Here is a 19,042-nt window from a genome sequence, read left to right on the forward strand (position 1 = left end):
CGCTGTGGCGTTGGTTGAGACTGGGAAACATTTAGGGGCGTTTTGCGTGCGGAACAGGGCGGCCCTGCTGGGATCGCGGCGTCAGTTCGTGACTTTGGAAACGGGGTCGGGCTCTCACAGCACCGGCGCCAGCAACCGGGCCACGGGGGCGAAAAGGCGGACGGACCAGTGCTGCGCCGCCAGTGGCCGATCCAAACTGCGCGCGCGGGTGAAATCATCCTCCAGCATTGCGGCGACAGATTCCGCCGCGCCAGTATCAAAGAACAGCGCCATGGTTTCGAAATTCAGTCGAAAAGAGCGATTGTCCATATTGGTGGTGCCGACGGCGGCGACGGTATCATCGACGACAAAGGTCTTTTGATGCATGAAGCCGCCGGAATACTGCAGCACCTGAACACCGACCTTTTGCAGGTCATCGAAATAGGCGAACGAGGCCAACCATGGCAGGTAGTGGTCGACAATTCCGGGCAACAGTATGCGCACATCCACGCCGCGCAGCGCTGCGTGTTTGAGGGCGGCCACCACATCAAGGTCGGGCACGAAATAGGGCGAAGCGATCCAGACCCGGCTGCGGGCGGCAGAGATGGCCGAAAAGAACATCATCGATCCGTTTTCGGTGGTATCGCCGGGCCCTGTCGGCACGATCAGGGCGGATCTGTTTTCCGGCGACGGCTCCGGCTCCCATGTGAGCAGGTCCAGGATCGGCTCATCCGTCAGCCAATGCCAGTCCTGCGCATAGGTCAGCTGCAGCTGTTGCACCACCGGGCCGGTCAGCTCCACATGGGTGTCGCGCCAGTCGCCAAACGCCTTGGTGTGGCTGATATATTCATCGCCGACGTTCAGCCCGCCGGTAAAGCCCACACGGCCATCAGCCACCACGGTTTTGCGGTGGTTGCGAAAGTTCAGCATGAAGCGGTGCTTGGGGCCCCTTTGGGTGCCGCGATCCACCAGATTGACGCCAGCCTGTTGCAGCTCGGCAAGATAGGAGGTGGGCAGGCCGTGGCTGCCGATCCGGTCGGCCATGAACCAGACAGCAACGCCGCGCTGTCTGGCGGCGATGATGTGCCTCTTTAGGCGGCGTCCCAGATCATCGTCGCGCACGATGTAGAACTGGATCAAGAGGTAGTCGCGCGCCTCATCTATGGCGCGGAACATACTGGCGAACCCGGCTTTTCCGTCAATCAGCAGGCGGAAGCCGTTGCCGGTACAGACCTGCAGGCCAGAGACCGCTTCGAAGGGCGCAGGGTCCACGGCCATCTTCGCAGGGCTATGTGCGCCCCGCACATCGGCCATTGGCTGCATGTCCTGCACGGCGCGATGGGCGTCCTGGCGGGCGGCGCGGTAGCGTTCGAACCGGTGATGGCCAAAGATCATATAGGCGGGCAGGGCGATCAGGGGCGAGGCCAGCAGGAACACGACCCAGCCGATGGCGCCCTGTGGCGTGCGGGCGGTGCGGGCAGCGTTCAGCGCGCCCAGAACCGCTAGCCCCCACATCAGGAGGACGCCACCCGTGCTGATCGCGACCCAGAACGTCACCTAGCCTGTCCCATTATTCGGTTCCTTTCCAATGGAGTATGGCCGGGGCCTGCGCTGATTGCCAGTGGGCAGTCGCGGGGCGAGGACCGCAGGTTCTTGGGTGACCGGGAGGCCACAGGTCACACCAGAGGTGAAAACCAATCGTGTCAGGCTGGCGATTCTGCCGAGGCTGTGGAACGGTTTGCAGCATGAACCTGTTTGCTGTCCTTTCCCCTTGGCTGCGCGCGTTGGCCCGCGCTGCCGCCGCATTCAACCGCAAGAACGGATGGGTGATGAGCAGTCATATCGCCATGTCGATGATGCTGGCGCTGTTCCCCTTTGTCCTGTTCACCGTCGCCCTTTCGGGGGCCGCCGCGAGCCTTTTGTCACAGGATGTCGCGATAGAGGATCTGGTGGACCTCGTCTTTGGCGGCTGGCCCGAGGAGGTTTCGAAGCCGATCCTGAACGAACTCTTCGCGGTTTTGGAGACCTCCAGCACGCAACTGGCGACGCTGGGCGGGGTTCTCGCGCTTTACTTTGCCTCCAACGGCGTCAATGCGGTGCGGGTGGCCATGGTCAATGCCTATGGCGACAACGATCCCCGGCCTTTCTGGAAGGCGCGTCTGATCTGCGCCGGGCTGGTGGTGCTGGGCGGCGCGGGCATCCTTGTGGCGGCACTCTTCGAGGTCGTTTTGCCGCTTTATGTCCGCTATATCGCCGATCTGCTGCCCTATCAGCTGGTCGGGCCGGGATGGGAGCAGGGATTCAGTGGCGTGTTGTTGTTTCTGTTGCCGCTGGTCGCGGTGCTGCTGTGCCATATTTTGCTGCCCGGGCAGCGGCACCGGGTATCGCAGATCCTGCCGGGGGCGGTGCTGACGGTGGTGCTGTGGTGGGCCGCGGGGATTGGTTTTGCGATCTATGTCGGATCGTTCGCGCAGTACTCGGCCACCTATGCGGGGCTAGCGGGAGCCATGGCGGCGATGATCTTTCTTTATGTGAATGCCGCGATCCTGATTTTTGGCGCCGAGTTCAACGGTGCGTTGATGCGGCTGGACCAGCCCGGCGCCGAGGCAGCAGAGGCGTCTGGGGACAGCTACGTCGAATAGTATGCACCAGCGGTTCTTGGAAAATTCGGAGGCGGAAGCCTTATTGTTTCCGGTTTTGCAACAAAAAGGCAGGTTTGCCACAATTTGGCCATCGGCTGGGCGAAATACGCGGGTAGGCAAGATTCAGCCGACGCAAGAATAGGGACCGCCGCGATGCTGAAACGCCTTCAAGATCTGTTCAAGAGCCCGATGCCCGACATGGCTCCGACGCCGCGTGCCCAGATGATTTTCCGGCAGTGCGAAGACGAAGGCCCAGATGCGCGTTTGCTACGCGAGCTGGCCACCCTGTCCCTGCAGACAACGCAGCAGCCGTTGCATTAAAAAGCGGCCTGATCGGCCCGCCGGGGCGCTTAACCCCGGAAGCCGGTGGCGATGACGAACTTTTCGGAACTGTCCGACCGCGATGCGGGTGGTTTCACATTGGCAACCTTGGTGAACTTCTGTTTCAAAAGTTTCTGCAGGTCGCCCTCGGCACCGCCGGCCAGAACCTTGGCCACGAAGGTGCCGCCCTGTTCCAGCACATCAAACGAGAAATAGGCAGCTGCCTCGCAAAGGGCCATGATCTTCAGGTGGTCGGTCTGCTTGTGGCCGGAACTGGCAGCGGCCATATCCGACATCACCACATCGGCCATGCCACCCAGCCATTCCTTGACCTGATCGTCGGCGCCCTCATCCATGAAATCCAGTTGGTGGAATTCGGCTCCGGCCAGCGGTTCGACCTCCTGCAGGTCGACGCCGATTATGCGGCCAATGGATTTGCCCTGCTTTTCGCCCAGCGCATTGATGCGCTTGACCGCGACCTGCGCCCAGCCCCCCGGCGCGCAGCCAAGGTCAACCACCCGGGCCCCCGGCACCAGGAAGCGGAACTTGTCGTCCAGCTCCATGATCTTGTAGGCGGCCCGGCCGCGATAGCCTTCGGCCTGGGCGCGGCGCACATAGGGGTCGTTCAGTTGACGCTGCAACCAGCGGGTCGAAGACAGCTTGCGCCCGCGAGCGGTCTTTACCTTGACCTTGAGGTCACGCTGGCCGCGGCCGGAAGTGTTCTTGCCGGTCGGGCTCTTGCCGGAAGGGGTCTTTGCCATCTCTTTGTACCATCTTTGCCGATGTCGGTCTTTGCCAGTATAGGCTCGCTTTCCGCGGTCCATGACAGATCGGACGCGAAAATTCAAATGCCGAGGGTTCGGTCTGCGTTATTAAAAGGGTCCGTCTTCCAGAACGCCGTCCGCGCTCATCTGTGCATATAGCAACCCTTCGCGCAGGCCCCGGTCCGCGACCGACAACCGGTCGGTGGGCCAGCAGCGCAGGAGAGCCTGCAGGATAGCGGCGCCAGACATGATCAGCGCCTGACGGTCCTCGCCGATACGTGGGTCACTGCGGCGTCCCTGCGGGCCGAGATCCAGATAACCGCGGATCACCTTGTCGATCTGATCACTGGTCATGCGCAGCCCGTCGACCTTGGTGCGGTCATAGCGTTTCAGCCCCAAATGGGAGGCGGCGACGGTGGTCACGGTGCCCGAGGTGCCGACGATCTGGAAACCTTCGCGGGCCTGCTCATCCTTATAGGGGGCAAAATCAGCGAGGTGTTCTTCGAAGAACCAGCTCATCAAGGCAAAACGGGCGGCATCGTCGTCGACGTCGTTGAACTGATCGCGCAGTGTTGCCACCCCAAGGGGGACGGAAATCCAATCCACCACCTTGGCGGCGGGGAAGGGGCTTTCTGGCGGATGAAACCCGGCATGCAGGCGCATGATGGCCGAAGGCCGGTCGCGGCGCGGGACCGAGGAAATGTCGATCCAGACCAGTTCGGTCGAGCCGCCGCCAATATCCACCACCAAGAGCTGTTCCGTCTTGGTCGAAACCAGCGGCGCGCAGGAGATGACCGCCAGACGCGCTTCTTCCTCGGGCTGGATGATTTCAAGCGTCAGACCGGTTTCCCGTTTGACCTGCCGGATGAAATCGCGCGCGTTCTTGGCGCGGCGGCAGGCCTCGGTGGTGACGAGCCGCATCCGACGCACTTTGTTCCGTTTGAGCTTTTGCTGACAGATCCGCAGCGCCTGAATGGTGCGCGACATCGACGAACGGGACAGGCGCCCAGTTCGTTCAAGGCCGGTCCCCAGCTGGACCGACTTGGAAAAGCTGTCCACCACGTGAAAGCCACTGCCATTGGGCTGGGCGATCAGCATGCGACAACTGTTTGTGCCAAGATCCAATGCCGCATAAAGCGCATCCGGATCCGGACGGGCTGGTACAGGGGTTTCAACCGCCTTGGGAAACGCGCCCGCACCTTTGGAACGCCTGGGCGCCATGATTCACGCCCTCCGATTATCGTGTTGGTTTTAGGATATGTTCACAAAGACGTATGTGCAAGGGCGGCGGCGCCCGGATCGACGCTTTCCTTGTACCGGTTAACGGCGCTGCTCCGGCCCTTGTTTCGGCGTTCAGCCTGTGTTGCCAGGGGCTTGTGCAGGGTCTTGGCGACAACCTCATAAGCTTGATGAGAATTATGAGGATGCCCCTCTGTGGCCATGCGGGCCCGGAGAATGTATTCAGAGCCAGAGCAAAAGGTCGCTCAAACCCCAAGTGTTGTCGAAAACCGGCACCCGCGTTTCAGGATCGCATTCTAGAAACGCAGCAGAACAGACGCAAAGCAAAGGACCCGACATGCCTGACGTCACCATCGTATACTGGCGCGATATCCCGGCTCAGGTCATCGTGGGCAAGGGCCGCCGCGGCGCCAAACGCCAGCTCGAAGAACGGTTCGAGCAGGCCATTGACCGCGCAGCGATGAAGGTGAACGCCAAGGATGCGGACGCCTATCTTGCGGAATGGCGCAAGGCGGCTCCCTTTGCGGCGGAGGGCGATCCGGCAGAGATCGCCGAAGCCGAAGCGGTACGTCTGGAAGGAGAGTTCGATCAGGAGCGTCTGAAAGCCCTGATCGCGAATGACGGATGGGCGTGAGCCTGACACCACTATGGGAGGCCGTGATGGCTTTGTTGAACTTCAAGAAACGCGAGGCCACCAGCCCGCAGCCCGTCAACCCGCAGGTCGAAGCCTTCCTTGACGGATATTCGATCGAGGTGATGCCGCGCACCGCGACCAAGGTCGAGGATTTCCGCGATCTGCTGCCCGCAGGCACCCGCGTCTATATCGCCCATATCGAGGGCACGCCCATCGAAGACATGGTCGAGACCGCCAAGCGTCTGAATGCCGAGGGCTTTCCCGTCATGCCGCACTTCCCGGCGCGGATCATCAAGGACGAGGCGACCCTGGCGGACTGGATCGCGCGCTATCAGGGCGAGGCTGACGTCAAACAGGCGCTGCTTCTGGCAGGTGGTGTGGCGCAGCCGCACGGTGCCTTCGACAGCTCGATGCAGCTCCTGGAAACCGGACTGTTCGACAAGGCGGGTTTCTCCAACCTGCACGTCGCTGGCCACCCCGAAGGCAACAAGGACATCGATCCGGACGGTTCCTCGAAGAACGTGATGGAAGCGGTTCTGTGGAAACAGAAATTCTCGGAACGCACCGATGCCAAGATGGCGCTGGCCACCCAGTTCGCCTTTGAGGCAAAGCCGATCATCGAATGGGCTGACGGTCTGAAAGAGGCCGGTGTCGACCTGCCGATCCACATCGGTATCGCCGGTCCGGCCAAGCTGCAGACGCTGATCAAATTCGCCATCGCTTGCGGTGTGGGGCCGTCGCTGAAGGTGCTGCAGAAACGCGCAATGGACGTGTCCAAGTTGCTGCTGCCCTATGAGCCGACCGATGTCGTTGCCGAGCTTGCAGCCCACAAGGCCGCGAACCCGGACTTCAACATTACCAACGTACACTTCTTCCCGCTGGGCGGCATCAAGACCAACGCCACCTGGGCCATCAACAACGGCGGCGCCTCGGCGCAGCCGGTCAACCCCCAAGGATAAGACATGACCCGTACTGTCGTAGAATCAAAAACAAAAACCGCTGTCCTGGGCTTTGATGAGCCGTTCTGCGTGATCGGCGAACGGATCAACCCGACAGGCCGTAAAAAACTGGCAGCAGAGCTGGAAGCGGGCGATTTCTCCACCGTCGAGAAAGACGCACTGGCACAGGTGGCAGCCGGGGCCAATATCCTCGATATCAACGCGGGCGTAGTCTATAATTCTAACCCCAACCCGAACGAGACCGAGCCGCCGCTGATGACCAAGATCATTGAGCTGGTGCAGGGTCTGGTCGATGTGCCGCTGTGCATCGACAGCTCGGTCCCCGAGGCGCTTGAGGCCGGTCTGGCCGCCGCGCAGGGTCGCCCGCTGCTGAACTCGGTCACCGGTGAGGAAGAGCGCCTGGAGTTGGTTCTGCCGCTGGTCAAGAAATACAACGTGCCGGTGGTTGCGATCTCCAACGACGACACCGGGATCTCGGAAGATCCCGACGTGCGTTTCGCCGTGGCCAAGAAGATCGTCGAACGCGCTGCCGATTTCGGTATCCCCGCGCATGACATCGTGGTCGACCCGCTGGTAATGCCGATCGGCGCCATGGCGACCGCCGGGCATCAGGTCTTTACCCTGGTGCGTCGCCTGCGCGAAGAACTGGGTGTGAACACCACCTGCGGTGCGTCGAACATCTCCTTTGGTCTGCCGAACCGTCACGGCATCAACAACGCCTTCCTGCCGATGGCAATGGGCGCGGGCATGACCTCTGCGATCATGAACCCGGTGGCGCTGCCGGTGACGCAAAAGGCGATTGCCGAGAAGAAGGAACAGGTAACCGCCGCTGGTATCATCCTGCCCGAAGGCATGGACGATGAGACCTTCGTCACCTTGTTCGGTCTCGGCTCGACCAAGCCGCGCGCGGGCAAGGAGATGGAAGCGATCCGCGCTGCCAACCTCTTGACCAACAATGATCCGCACGGCGGTGCCTGGATTGCCGCCAACAAGGCGCCCGCAAAGGCTGGCGAAGAAGGCCGTGGCCGCGGTGGCCGCACCGGTGGCCGTCGCCGCCGCGCCTGAACCTGATAACAATATAGTGAGGGGAGGCCGGGATTTGTCCCGGCCTTTTCTTGTGTGCGGTCTGGGGGGGCACCGTATTTCGACAAACGGAGCAGGGGCGACAGTGTCCTGTGCGTGTGCTTCCTGAGCCAAACGTTGCGGGTGCGGTCGGATTGCGCACAAACCTTTGGCAAAAGGTTATCTTCAGACTTCGTTAGCGGTGATCCATTTACAGATTACAACAGAGGAATGGTTGCCCATGGTCATTTGGGTGACGTGTCCGAGCTGCAAGGGAAGCAACGGGTGAAACGACTTCAGGTGACCGATTTCTATTCCATGCTGGATGCGATTGGCATGGCGGTGATCGTTTTGGAGGTCGGCGACGATGGGATCCCCCGATATGCCGCGATGAATTCGCGCGCCCGGGCTATTTCGAAACTTCCGGCAGAGGGTTGGTTTGGCAAGACTGCGATGGAAGTATTTGGCGGTTCCACCGGCGAGCGGGCTCTTGCCAAGCATATCGAAGTGGCGCGCGCCGCCGAAGAGGTAACCTATGAGATCAATCTCCCTGCGGTCCACAAGGAACGATACATCCGCACGACTATGAGCCCGGTCTTCGACGAGACAGGCAAGCTGACGCACCTTGTCGGCTCGTCAGCAGATGTCACGTCGGAACGTGAACGTGACGCGGCTTTGGAGCTGGCCAAGATCGCAAAGCAGGAGGCGGAGGCGGCCAGCCAGGCCAAGGAACGGTTCTTGGCTGAGATGAGCCATGAGATCCGGACGCCGATGAATGGCATCCTTGGGATCTGCGAGTTGCTGCAAGACACCAGTCTGGACGAAGAGCAGTCCCTGCTTGCCAATACGATACTGAGTTCTACCAATGCATTGCTGAAGATCGTCAACGAAGTTCTGGATTTCTCGCAGATCATCGCGGACAAGATTTCACTGCACTATGAGCCCTTTTCATTGCGCGATCTTGTTGATGAAATCGTCACGCTTTTCTCGGCCAAGACCTCGTTCAAGGGGCTTGAGTTTCGCTTGGATTACCCTGATGCCGTGCCATCCGTTTTCGTGGGGGATGCCAGCAAGACCCGTCAGATCCTTTTGAACGTGATCGGAAATGCGATCAAATTCACCGACGAAGGCTATGTCTCGCTGGCGGTTTCCTATGATCCGGCTTCCGCAAGGGGGCCATTGCAATTCGTGGTTTCGGATACCGGCTGCGGGATCGAGGAAAGTAAGCTGCGTTCGATCTTTTCGGCCTACGAGCAAGCCGCCAGCTCGCCGCAGGCGCAGGCAGAGGGCACGGGGCTGGGCCTTGCAATCTCGCGGGCGCTGATCGAACGGATGGGGGGCGACATCACCGTCGACTCGGCGCCAGGACAGGGCGCGCGTTTCTCTCTTTGGTTGAACCTTGCGCCAGATGCTGCTGATCCGCGGGGGGCAGAGACTGCGGGGAAGGCAGTCCTCAATCAGATCAACGGTGATCTGGAACGGGATGCTGGGATCGACACCGGTATCGCATCGGACCGGCTGCATGGGATGAAGATCCTTGTAGCCGAGGACAACAAGACCAACCAGATGGTCGTGGACAAGATGCTCCAGAAACTGGGGGCGCAGGTCCGTCTTGCGGAAAACGGTGCTGCCGCCGTCGAAAACTATCTGGGCGCGGACTACGACCTGATCCTCATGGATCTTTCCATGCCGGTCATGGGCGGGCTGGAGGCGGCGCGCAGGATCAGACAGCACGAGACAGAAACCGGCCGCGCCGAATGCCGGATCGTTGCGCTGACGGCGAATGCCCAGAAAAGCGACACAAGGGCCTGTTTCGAGGTTGGCATGAATGGATTCCTGACCAAGCCGTTTCGCAGGGCCGAACTTCTGGCCTGTCTTGCTTCACTCGACTGAGGTCTGGTCGGGGCCTGTGGTGTCGGGGGGGGTACGTGATTGACGGCAGTCAAAGCGATCGCGTGTTTGGGGCGGCTGCAACCTGGCTACATGATGTGATTCAATCCGATCCTCACGTGGGCCTTGGCCAGCAATCTTGGGGTAAGGGGGCGCGACATGAAAAAACGTCCCGGTAACCACTACCGGGACGCCTGGCGTCAAGCCCCAGTGGGGCACAGTCTTGGCTGAGCGACTTAGCCGCGCCGTCGCCTGCGTCTGCGCCCGCCGTCTGCCGCGCCATCGCCGCCGCCGGTGTTGAAGTTGACCTCTGGCAGGGTGACCACCGTTTCCAGGATCGGGAAGGGCTCGACCGAGTTCGGAATGGCCGAGGCATTGACGAAATGCTCCTGGAACCGGGGTTCGACTGCGGTTTCCACCTTTTCGATCTGGCGCACGGTTTCCTCGATTTCACGGCGGGCCTCGGTGTTCAGAAGCGCAATCCGCGCCCCTGTGCCTGCGGCATTGCCGGCGCTGGTGACCTTTTTCAGCGGGCAATCGGGGATCATGCCCAGAACCATCGCGTGTTTGGCCGAGATATGGGCGCCAAAGGCGCCGGCCAGCACCACGCGGTCCACGGTGTCGACGCCGAATTTGTCCATCAGCAACCGCGCGCCAGAGTAGAGCGCCGCCTTGGCCATCTGGATCGCCCGGATGTCAGGGTTGGTGACGGTAATCGTCGGACCGTTATCGGAAGATCCATCCCAGAGCACATAGGCGTTGGTGCGCCCGTCCTGAATACAGCGGCTGGAGCCGGTCTGTTCTGCCGACCCGATGAGGCCCGAGGCATCGAGAACGCCAGCAAGGCGCATTTCGGCAATCGCTTCGATAATGCCTGAACCGCAGATGCCGGTGATGCCGGTGGTGGCAATCGCCTTGGCAAAGCCGTCCTCATCCGACCAGAGCTCCGATCCGATGACGCGGAACCGGGGTTCCTTGGTTTCAGGATTGATCTCGACCCGCTCGATGGCGCCGGGGGCGGCGCGCTGACCGCTGGAGATCTGCGCGCCCTCGAAGGCTGGACCTGTGGGGGACGAGCAGGCGAGGACCTTTTCCGTGTTGCCCAGCAGGATCTCCGCATTGGTGCCCACATCAACCACCAGCACCAGATCCTTGGATTTATCCGGTGCTTCGGACAGGGCCACGGCGGCAGCATCGGCGCCCACGTGGCCGGCGATGCAGGGCAGCAGGTAGACACGCGCTGCGGGGTGGATGTTGAGATCCAGCTCGCTGGCCCGCAGGGACAAGGCGTTCGAGGTCGCCAGGGCAAAGGGCGCCTGACCCAGTTCGAAGGGATCAATGCCAAGGAACAGGTGGTGCATCACCGGGTTGCAGACAAAGACCGCATCGACGATCAGCGTCTGATCAATCTCGGCCTCTGCCGAAATCTGGGTGAACAGCTGCGCCATTCCTTCGCGGACCGCGCGGGTCATCTCCTGATCGCCGCCCTTGTTCATCATTGCATAGCTGACCCGGCTCATCAGATCCTCACCAAAGCGGATCTGCGGGTTCATGATGCCGGAGGAGGCGACGACCTCGCCAGTTTTCAGATCGCACAGGTGGGCCGCGATGGTGGTGGAGCCAAGGTCAACCGCCAGCCCATAAAGCGAGCCTTCGTAGAGGCCAGGCCAGATATGCATGATGCGCGGCGGCGTGTTGCTGTCGCCCAGATGCACCGCGACGGTGACCTTCCAGCCGCCCTTGCGCAGGACGGGCTGCATGGTTTGCAGGATTTGCAGATCGCACTGGACGTTCTCGATCTCCCACTGAACCCGCAGGGCCTCGGCCAGCCGCTCCAGATCGCCCGAGGGCTTGTGCATGTCGGGCTCTTCGACCTCGACGTAGAACAGGCGGGTCGACGGGTTCATCACGATGTCGCGCGCCTCGGCCCGTTTGCGGACCACCTGCCGGTGGACCTGGCTTTCGGGCGGCACGTCAATCACCACGTCGCCTTCGATCAGGGCCTGACAGCCAAGACGGCGACCGTCGATCAGGCCACGCTTGTCCTTGTAGCGCTGTTCGACCTTGTTCCAGGGGCTCAGCGCGTCGTCCTGTACGGAGACGCCGAGTTTCGAGAATTCGCCATAAGACGGGGTGATCTGACATTTCGAACAGATACCCCGGCCGCCGCAGACGGAATCCAGATCGACGCCAAGCTGCCGCGCAGCGGTCAGAACCGGGGTTCCGGCGGGGAACCGGCCGCGTTTGCCAGAGGGGGTAAACACAACGAGGGGATCGTCAGCCATGCCTGTGCCTTTTCACTAGAATTCTGCTGCCGAGCATAAGTTCTTTTTGCCCAAGGGAAAGGCGGCCCGCGTCATTTTTGGGCCTGGTTCCGGCATTTTTCGAAAATGAGCACCGGAGATGCGTCATGAGCCTGTCGGAGGTCGCGTTTGCCTGCCCGGAAGGCCGTTGAAACAGGATTTGATCTATTTCTTGTCGCGGCCTCTTTTCCCTTCCTGGCTTCTGTGCCATAGGGTCACCGCCAAACGGGGTTTTGCATGGGGATGACAAATGCAGATTCGTGAGGCTCTCACATTCGATGACGTTCTTCTGGTTCCGGGGGCCTCCGAAGTGCTGCCCAGCACGGCGGATACGCGCACTCGCGTGACACGCTCGATTTCGCTCAATATTCCGCTGCTCAGCTCGGCCATGGACACGGTGACCGAGGCCCGCATGGCGATTGCCATGGCGCAGGCCGGCGGCATGGGCGTCATTCACAAGAACCTCGATGCCGAAGAACAGGCCCGGCAGGTTCGCCGGGTCAAGCGCTTCGAAAGCGGTATTGTCTACAACCCGATCACCCTGACGGCGGATCAGACCCTGGCCGATGCCAAGGCGCTGCAGGAACGCTATCGCGTCACCGGTTTCCCTGTGGTGGACAGCGATGGCCGCGTCGTTGGCATCGTAACCAACCGCGACATGCGCTTTGCCAGCGATGACAACACGCCGGTCTCGGTGATGATGACCTCGGACAATTTGGCGATCCTGCAGGAGCCGGCAGACCGGGAAGAGGCGAAATCGCTAATGAAAGCGCGCCGGATCGAAAAGCTGCTGATCACTGATAAGGCGGGAAAGCTGACCGGCCTTCTGACCCTGAAAGACACCGAACAGGCGGTTCTGAACCCCACCGCCTGCAAGGACGATCTGGGCCGTCTGCGGGTGGCTGCGGCTAGCTCGGTCGGCGATTCCGGTTTTGAACGCTCCGAGGCGCTGATCGATGCCGGCGTCGACATTGTTGTGGTCGATACCGCCCACGGCCATTCGGCAGGCGTGATCGAAGCCGTCAAACGGATCAAGGCGCTTTCGAACCAGGTGCAGGTGATTGCTGGTAACGTTGCCACAGCCGAGGCAACCCGTGCTCTGATCGATGCGGGCGCGGACGCGATCAAGGTCGGGATTGGCCCGGGCTCGATTTGCACCACTCGCATGGTGGCGGGCGTGGGTGTACCGCAGCTGACCGCTGTGATGGATTGTGCCAGCGCGGCAGGCGACACCCCGGTGATCGCTGACGGCGGCATCAAGTTCTCCGGCGATTTTGCCAAAGCGATTGCCGCCGGCGCCTCCTGCGCCATGGTCGGCTCGATGATCGCCGGCACCGATGAAAGCCCGGGCGAGGTGATCCTGTATCAGGGCCGCTCGTTCAAGAGCTATCGCGGCATGGGTAGCCTTGGCGCCATGGCGCGCGGCTCGGCCGACCGGTATTTCCAGAAGGACGCGGCCAGCGACAAGCTGGTGCCCGAAGGGATCGAAGGTCAGGTGCCCTACAAAGGTTCCGCAGGCGCGGTCATTCACCAGTTGGTCGGCGGTCTTCGCGCGGCCATGGGCTATACCGGCTGTGCGACCGTCGAAGAGATGCGCCGCAACTGCAATTTCGTGAAGATCACCGGTGCTGGCCTCAAGGAAAGCCACGTGCACGACGTGCAGATCACACGCGAAAGCCCGAACTACCGGATCGGATGATCTTGATGCGCAGTACTGTGACAGCGGCAGCGAAGATCGGGGCCGGGGCGTGACCCCGGCGGCCCGCCTGCAGGCGGCGATTGAGGTCCTGGATCATGTGATCGCAGGCGAGGCGGCGGAGAAGGCTTTGACCGGCTGGGCACGCCGCAGTCGCTTTGCAGGCTCCAAGGATCGCGCGGCAGTGCGCGATCACGTCTTCACGGCGCTGCGCTGCTTTCGCTCCCATGCGGTTCTGGGTGGCAGCCTGACGGGCCGGGGCCTGATCCTTGGCGGTCTGCGGGAGGCGGGCGTCGATCCCTCCGATATGTTCACAGGTGAAGGTTACGCCCCTGCGCCGCTCAGCGGCGAAGAACAGGCCGAGCCTGTCGGTTTTTCCAGTCCGGCCGAGGAATTCGATATTCCGGACTGGCTCTGGTCCTCCTTTTCAAACAGCCTTGGGGACAAGGCCGAGGCCGCAGCGCAGGCGCTCCGCCAGCGCGCGCCGGTGCATCTCAGGGTGAACCTGCGGAAGGGCAGCGTCGCGGCGGCCCGCTCAGCGCTGGAGGAGGAGGGGATCTCAACCGAGCCCCATGCTGCTTCACCCACCGCGCTGGAGGTCACCGAAGGTGCTCGCAAACTGCGTAACGGGGCGGCCTATAACAATGGTTTGGTTGAGCTGCAGGATGCCGCGAGCCAAGGGGTGGTGGATATGCTGCCGCTGCGTGATGGCCTATCCGTGCTGGACTACTGCGCCGGGGGCGGTGGCAAGAGCCTCGCCATGGCGGCGCGGGCCCAAATCCGCCTGACAGCCCATGACATCGATCCCCGCCGGATGAAGGATCTGCCGGAGAGGGCATCGCGCGCTGGGGTTCAGATCCGTTGCCAGCCCACTGAGGCGGTTCGCTCTGCGGCGCCCTTTGATCTGGTGCTTTGCGATGCGCCCTGTTCCGGCTCCGGCTCTTGGCGGCGCGCACCCGAAGGCAAATGGCGCCTGACGCCGGAGCGGCTGGACGAGATCCGGGCCATTCAGGCCGAAATTCTGGATGAGGCGGCCGAACTTACAGCGCCAGACGGTGTTCTGGCGTATGCCACCTGCTCCATGCTGGAGGCGGAAAACGGCGATCAGATCCGTGCCTTCCTGTCCCGCAGCCCGGAATGGCAACTGATCGGCGAAAAAGCCTGGGGGGTGCAGGATGGCACCGATGGCTTCTTCGCAGCGATGTTGACGCGGTCGAAGGCTGATTGATAAGTATCTGTCAACAAAAGCCGCTGCACCATTAACGTGGCCTTAACCTTGATGGCGGCGTATTGGCGGCATCTTGTCTTTTTTCGGAGCCGTAATGACAGGTCGCCCCACTTCCTCCGTTCCTTCATTGCGGGTGAATACCCCAGAGAATAAACGCCTTTTGATCGTTCTGCTGCTGGCAGGCGCAATGCTGGTGGCGCCTTGGGCGCTTGATTGGCCTGACCGGGTCGCGCGCGGAATGCTCGCCGTTTCGCTGACTCTGGTGGCGGTGGCGCTTCTGATGGTGCTGCAATCCAGGGTGCGACTGAATGCCCGAGCGATGGCGACGGATCTTCTGACCGGTTTCATCGAAAAGGACGCAACGCCCACCTTTGTCACGGATGAGGACGGCAGCATTCACGCCTGCAACGATGCGGCGCTGAAACGGTTCTCCGAAGGCAAACAGGAAACGCTCGCGGGGACGCTTCGTTCGGTTCTGGCCAATCCGACGGCAGTACTGTTCCGGTTGCAAAGCCAGGCGGCAAAAACCGGCGCTGCGCGGGAAGATATCGTGACCCGGCGGGGGCATGTCCGTCTCGCGGTGCACCAGATGCAGGGCGGCAGCTTTCTGTGGCGGGTTGAGGATATTGCCGAACGCAGAGGCGGCAGCGGGCGCGGTGCCGAGGCGGTGCCAATCCCGATGATCACCGTGGGCCGGTCCGGCGCGGTTTTGTTCATGAACGAGGCCGCCCGCAAACTGATCGGCGAACGGGTCAAATCCACCGAGCGCCTGTTTACGGCATTGCCGGTCAATCCCGGCCAGCTCAATACCATCATGACCCAATCCGGGCCGGTGGACGTTTTGGTGACCGAGCTGAGCCGCACCCAGGGCCGCAGCGAGCTTTACCTGATGGAGGTGGACACCTCCGGGCTCAGCGCTTCCAGCTCCGGGTTCGAAAGCCTGCCCGTGCCCTTCCTGAAAGTGGCGCCCAGCGGCGATATCCTGTCTCTCAACAAGATGGCCCAGCGTCTGCTGGCGGTGGAGCCGCGCGACGATCTGAAACTCGGTCAGCTGATGGAGGGACTGGGGCGCCCGATGTCCGATTGGCTGCGCGATACGGCCGCAGGGCTGGCCTCTAACAAGTCCGAATTCCTGCGCCTATCGCGCCGTGACCGCGAGGTTTTCGTACAGGTGACTCTGACGCGCACCTTCGAAGAGGGCGCGCCGGTGTTGATCGCGGTGCTGAACGACGCGACCGAGCTGAAGACGCTTGAGGCGCAATTCGTGCAAAGCCAGAAAATGCAGGCCATCGGCCAGCTTGCCGGCGGCGTTGCGCATGACTTCAATAACCTGCTGACCGCCATTTCTGGCCATTGTGACCTGCTGTTGCTGCGCCACGATCAGGGCGAGCAGGACTATGGTGATCTGATCCAGATTCATGAAAACGCCAACCGGGCGGCCTCCCTTGTCAGTCAGCTTCTGGCGTTTTCGCGCAAGCAGACCCTGCAGCCCGAAATCCTTGACGTGCGCGACACGCTGTCGGACCTGACGCATCTGCTGAATCGTCTGGTCGGGGAGAAGGTGACTCTGACGCTCAGCCATGACCCGGTGATGCGCTCGATCCGGGCGGACAAACGCCAGCTGGAGCAGGTGCTGATGAACCTTGTGGTGAACGCCCGCGATGCGATGCCCAATGGCGGTGAAATCCGCGTCGAGACCGAAGCGGTTACGCTGACGGCACCGCTGGAACGCGACCGGGCCAAGGTGCCTGCGGGCGATTGGGTCACCATTCGGGTGTCAGACGAAGGTGTCGGGATCGATCCGGACAAGATGCAGAAGGTGTTCGAACCCTTCTACACCACCAAACGCACGGGCGAGGGCACCGGTCTGGGCCTGTCGACCGCCTATGGCATCATCAAACAGACCGGTGGCTATATCTTCATCGACTCGGTCAAGGATCATGGCACCCGCTTCACCCTGTTCTTCCCGGTGCACAAGCAAGACGCCGTGGAGCATGCCCCAGTCGAGGCACCTGTCGAGGAAACCGCCGCGCCGCAGCATGGCGAGGGTGTGGTATTGCTGGTCGAGGATGAGGCGCCGGTGCGCGCCTTTGCATCGCGCGCGCTGCGGATGCGCGGCTATACGGTGCTGGAGGCAGAATCCGCCGAAGACGCGCTGCGCACGCTGGAGGATCCGGGACTGAGCGTCGATGTTTTTGTCACGGACGTTGTGATGCCGGGCATGGATGGCCCCAGCTGGGTACGCGAGGCACTGAAAGAACGCCCCGATACCCGTGTTGTCTTCGTTTCCGGCTATGCAGAAGGCGCCTTTGGCGAAACGGACCCGGATGTGCCGAACTCGGTGTTCCTGCCCAAACCCTTCTCGCTGAGCCAGCTGACCGAAACGGTACACGCCCAACTTCACTGACGCTGCGCAGGCGCTGCCTGCTTTCGGCGGTCAGTATTTTTCTGACGAAAGGCGTCGGCGTTAGTCGCCGATGCTTTTGTATAGTTCGAAATCCGCCGCACGCTTACGCCGCAGGATGGCTTCGACCTTGGGATCCAGTGTCAGCTCCATGGCGGGGCTGACGTTCTGGCGGTCGGTTGCGATCTTCATACCAAGCCGTTCCTCCAGAAAGGCTGTGAGCGCGGGCTGGTCTTCATATCGGAACAGATGCGTCACTGCGCAGCCATTACGCTGTGTCTCCAGGAACTTAGCCTGACTTCCCACATCGGCAAATTTCGGCACATCGCCTTTGCAATAGGCTCGGACGAAATCGTCGAAACTGATCCCTTTGGTCGAATTCGGGGACCCATCCAGAAACGGCCGTTGACGAAACCGGTACCAGCTGCCCAGCCAGCTGATCGGCTCACGCATCACGGCGGCCAGCTCCAGCTCAACACCGCAGACCCGTTCGAACATCGGCCGGAACCAGCGGTTATAGCGGAACACAGGGGCATGTTTCAGCTGCGGCGGATCGGAGACCACGAAATCAGCACGATCCCGCAGCGCAGCCTGATAGGCCGTGGTGCCGGTTTTCGGAACCGAAAGAAGAACCAGCCGTTCGTCATAAAATACAAGCATCGCCACGGGGCTCCGAAAGGAAATCAGTGAGAGTTTTATCACCGTTTTCCTGTTTAACAGCTACGTCCAGAAGTGAATACCGGAAGTTTTACTTGCAATGTTCCTGTTTTGATCTCATAAGGAACAAGAGGCGAACAAAGCAAGTGATTGCCGCAACCCCACGGGTATGACACATAGAAGGGGATTAGGGATTATGGCGGATCTGTTGACCATGAAAAACAAAGAAAGCGGTGACAAGCAAAAGGCGCTGGACAGCGCGCTTGCCCAGATTGAGCGGCAGTTCGGCAAGGGCTCGATCATGAAGCTGGGCGACGGCAAGGCGATCCAGGAGATCGAAGCCAGTTCGACCGGGTCTCTGGGGCTGGATATCGCGCTGGGGATCGGCGGCCTGCCGATGGGCCGGATTGTTGAGATTTATGGCCCTGAAAGCTCCGGTAAAACGACACTGACGCTGCATTGCGTGGCCGAACAGCAGAAAAAGGGCGGCGTATGCGCCTTTGTCGATGCGGAACACGCGCTGGATCCGCAATACGCGGCCAAGCTGGGCGTCGATTTGGACGAGCTGCTGATTTCGCAGCCTGACACCGGCGAACAGGCGCTGGAGATCACTGATACGCTGGTGCGGTCTGGTGCGGTCAACATGGTGATCGTGGATTCGGTGGCGGCACTGACACCCAAATCCGAACTTGAAGGCGACATGGGTGATTCCAGTGTTGGCGTGCAGGCCCGTCTGATGAGCCAGGCCATGCGCAAGCTGACCGGGTCCATCAGCCGCTCCAAATGCATGGTGATCTTCATCAACCAGATCCGCATGAAGATTGGCGTGATGTTCGGCTCGCCCGAAACGACAACTGGCGGTAACGCGCTGAAATTCTACTCTTCGGTCCGCCTTGATATCCGCCGCATCGGCTCGATCAAGGATCGGGATGAGGTTGTCGGCAACGCAACCCGCGTCAAGGTCGTCAAGAACAAGGTGGCGCCGCCCTTCAAACAGGTGGAATTCGACATCATGTATGGCGAAGGCATCTCCAAGATGGGTGAATTGCTCGATCTCGGTGTGGCCGCTGGTGTGGTCAACAAATCCGGCGCATGGTTCTCTTACGGAGATGAGCGGATCGGGCAGGGCCGTGAAAACGCGAAACAGTTCCTGCGGGAACATGCGGAAATCGCCTATGATATCGAAGACAAGATCCGCGCGGCACATGGGCTCGACTTTGACCGCCCCGACGGCGGCGGTGACGATGACATTCTGGAGGCCTGA

General features: G+C 61.3%; 15 protein-coding genes. 10 read left to right on the forward strand and 5 right to left on the reverse strand.

Features of this window, described 5'->3' with window-relative positions; translation table 11 throughout:
- Positions 1 to 114 precede the first annotated feature (114 nt).
- Positions 115 to 1,536: a cardiolipin synthase gene (gene cls, locus AAFO90_RS10885; protein ID WP_347509430.1), complete on the reverse strand. Its 1,422-nt coding sequence runs from the start codon at positions 1,534 to 1,536 to the stop codon at positions 115 to 117.
- A 188-nt stretch (positions 1,537 to 1,724) separates the two neighbouring features.
- On the opposite strand from cls, the gene AAFO90_RS10890 reads away from it, so the two are divergent.
- Entirely contained in the window at positions 1,725 to 2,621 is an 897-nt protein-coding gene (locus tag AAFO90_RS10890) for a YihY/virulence factor BrkB family protein (protein WP_065270349.1), read from the forward strand.
- A 153-nt stretch (positions 2,622 to 2,774) separates the two neighbouring features.
- A complete protein-coding gene (locus AAFO90_RS10895; RefSeq protein ID WP_274839152.1) occupies positions 2,775 to 2,942 on the forward strand; it encodes a hypothetical protein in 168 nt (55 codons plus the stop codon).
- Between the two features lie 29 nt (positions 2,943 to 2,971).
- On the opposite strand, the gene AAFO90_RS10900 is transcribed toward AAFO90_RS10895, so the two are convergent.
- Both AAFO90_RS10900 and AAFO90_RS10905 read right to left on the reverse strand, forming a co-directional pair.
- Positions 2,972 to 3,703, reverse strand: a complete 732-nt coding sequence (locus AAFO90_RS10900) for an RlmE family RNA methyltransferase (RefSeq protein ID WP_274829278.1) — start codon at positions 3,701 to 3,703, stop codon at positions 2,972 to 2,974.
- Positions 3,704 to 3,814: 111 nt separating this feature from the next.
- Positions 3,815 to 4,927 (reverse strand): Ppx/GppA phosphatase family protein, encoded by a 1,113-nt coding sequence (locus AAFO90_RS10905; RefSeq protein ID WP_065270347.1) that lies wholly within the window; start codon positions 4,925 to 4,927, stop codon positions 3,815 to 3,817.
- Between the two features lie 355 nt (positions 4,928 to 5,282).
- Here AAFO90_RS10905 and AAFO90_RS10910 point away from each other — a divergent pair, with 355 nt between their 5' ends.
- From AAFO90_RS10910 to AAFO90_RS10925, 4 genes are all read left to right on the forward strand, one after another.
- Positions 5,283 to 5,579, forward strand: coding sequence for a virulence factor (locus AAFO90_RS10910; RefSeq protein WP_274829279.1), 297 nt, complete (start codon positions 5,283 to 5,285; stop codon positions 5,577 to 5,579).
- 26 nt (positions 5,580 to 5,605) lie between these two features.
- Positions 5,606 to 6,538 (forward strand): methylenetetrahydrofolate reductase, encoded by a 933-nt coding sequence (locus AAFO90_RS10915; protein ID WP_347509432.1) that lies wholly within the window; start codon positions 5,606 to 5,608, stop codon positions 6,536 to 6,538.
- A 3-nt stretch (positions 6,539 to 6,541) separates the two neighbouring features.
- Positions 6,542 to 7,603 carry a methyltetrahydrofolate cobalamin methyltransferase gene (locus tag AAFO90_RS10920; protein WP_065270345.1) on the forward strand — a complete coding sequence of 354 codons (1,062 nt, stop codon included), beginning with the start codon at positions 6,542 to 6,544 and terminating at the stop codon, positions 7,601 to 7,603.
- Positions 7,604 to 7,885: 282 nt separating this feature from the next.
- Positions 7,886 to 9,493 carry a response regulator gene (locus AAFO90_RS10925; RefSeq protein ID WP_347509434.1) on the forward strand — a complete coding sequence of 536 codons (1,608 nt, stop codon included), beginning with the start codon at positions 7,886 to 7,888 and terminating at the stop codon, positions 9,491 to 9,493.
- A gap of 233 nt (positions 9,494 to 9,726) precedes the next feature.
- Here AAFO90_RS10925 and AAFO90_RS10930 read toward each other — a convergent pair whose 3' ends face one another.
- Positions 9,727 to 11,775: an ASKHA domain-containing protein gene (locus tag AAFO90_RS10930; protein WP_347509435.1), complete on the reverse strand. Its 2,049-nt coding sequence runs from the start codon at positions 11,773 to 11,775 to the stop codon at positions 9,727 to 9,729.
- A 268-nt stretch (positions 11,776 to 12,043) separates the two neighbouring features.
- On the opposite strand from AAFO90_RS10930, the gene guaB reads away from it, so the two are divergent.
- The 3 genes from guaB (at position 12,044) to AAFO90_RS10945 (ending at position 17,124) form a co-directional block, all read left to right on the forward strand.
- Positions 12,044 to 13,492 carry an IMP dehydrogenase gene (gene guaB, locus AAFO90_RS10935; protein ID WP_347509436.1) on the forward strand — a complete coding sequence of 483 codons (1,449 nt, stop codon included), beginning with the start codon at positions 12,044 to 12,046 and terminating at the stop codon, positions 13,490 to 13,492.
- 49 nt (positions 13,493 to 13,541) lie between these two features.
- Positions 13,542 to 14,717, forward strand: coding sequence for an RsmB/NOP family class I SAM-dependent RNA methyltransferase (locus AAFO90_RS10940; RefSeq protein WP_347509437.1), 1,176 nt, complete (start codon positions 13,542 to 13,544; stop codon positions 14,715 to 14,717).
- Positions 14,718 to 14,811: 94 nt separating this feature from the next.
- Positions 14,812 to 17,124: an ATP-binding protein gene (locus tag AAFO90_RS10945; RefSeq protein ID WP_347509438.1), complete on the forward strand. Its 2,313-nt coding sequence runs from the start codon at positions 14,812 to 14,814 to the stop codon at positions 17,122 to 17,124.
- A gap of 60 nt (positions 17,125 to 17,184) precedes the next feature.
- On the opposite strand, the gene AAFO90_RS10950 is transcribed toward AAFO90_RS10945, so the two are convergent.
- Positions 17,185 to 17,781, reverse strand: a complete 597-nt coding sequence (locus AAFO90_RS10950; protein WP_347509439.1) for a gamma-glutamyl kinase — start codon at positions 17,779 to 17,781, stop codon at positions 17,185 to 17,187.
- A gap of 193 nt (positions 17,782 to 17,974) precedes the next feature.
- Between AAFO90_RS10950 and recA the strand changes: the two genes are divergently transcribed.
- Positions 17,975 to 19,042 carry a recombinase RecA gene (recA, locus tag AAFO90_RS10955; protein WP_065270335.1) on the forward strand — a complete coding sequence of 356 codons (1,068 nt, stop codon included), beginning with the start codon at positions 17,975 to 17,977 and terminating at the stop codon, positions 19,040 to 19,042.

Source organism: Phaeobacter sp. CAU 1743, assembly GCF_039839315.1.
Taxonomy (GTDB): Bacteria; Pseudomonadota; Alphaproteobacteria; order Rhodobacterales; family Rhodobacteraceae; genus Phycobacter; species Phycobacter gallaeciensis_A.

Excerpts from the sequence above, each read along its gene's own strand:
- AAFO90_RS10890 (WP_065270349.1), top strand. The coding sequence starts at position 1,725 with ATGAACCTGTTTGCTGTCCTTTCCCCTTGGCTGCGCGCGTTGGCCCGC.
- AAFO90_RS10895 (WP_274839152.1), top strand. The coding sequence starts at position 2,775 with ATGCTGAAACGCCTTCAAGATCTGTTCAAGAGCCCGATGCCCGACATG.
- AAFO90_RS10900 (WP_274829278.1), bottom strand. The coding sequence starts at position 3,703 with ATGGCAAAGACCCCTTCCGGCAAGAGCCCGACCGGCAAGAACACTTCC.
- AAFO90_RS10905 (WP_065270347.1), bottom strand. The coding sequence starts at position 4,927 with ATGGCGCCCAGGCGTTCCAAAGGTGCGGGCGCGTTTCCCAAGGCGGTT.
- AAFO90_RS10910 (WP_274829279.1), top strand. The coding sequence starts at position 5,283 with ATGCCTGACGTCACCATCGTATACTGGCGCGATATCCCGGCTCAGGTC.
- AAFO90_RS10915 (WP_347509432.1), top strand. The coding sequence starts at position 5,606 with ATGGCTTTGTTGAACTTCAAGAAACGCGAGGCCACCAGCCCGCAGCCC.
- AAFO90_RS10920 (WP_065270345.1), top strand. The coding sequence starts at position 6,542 with ATGACCCGTACTGTCGTAGAATCAAAAACAAAAACCGCTGTCCTGGGC.
- AAFO90_RS10930 (WP_347509435.1), bottom strand. The coding sequence starts at position 11,775 with ATGGCTGACGATCCCCTCGTTGTGTTTACCCCCTCTGGCAAACGCGGC.
- guaB (WP_347509436.1), top strand. The coding sequence starts at position 12,044 with ATGCAGATTCGTGAGGCTCTCACATTCGATGACGTTCTTCTGGTTCCG.
- AAFO90_RS10945 (WP_347509438.1), top strand. The coding sequence starts at position 14,812 with ATGACAGGTCGCCCCACTTCCTCCGTTCCTTCATTGCGGGTGAATACC.
- AAFO90_RS10950 (WP_347509439.1), bottom strand. The coding sequence starts at position 17,781 with ATGCTTGTATTTTATGACGAACGGCTGGTTCTTCTTTCGGTTCCGAAA.
- recA (WP_065270335.1), top strand. The coding sequence starts at position 17,975 with ATGGCGGATCTGTTGACCATGAAAAACAAAGAAAGCGGTGACAAGCAA.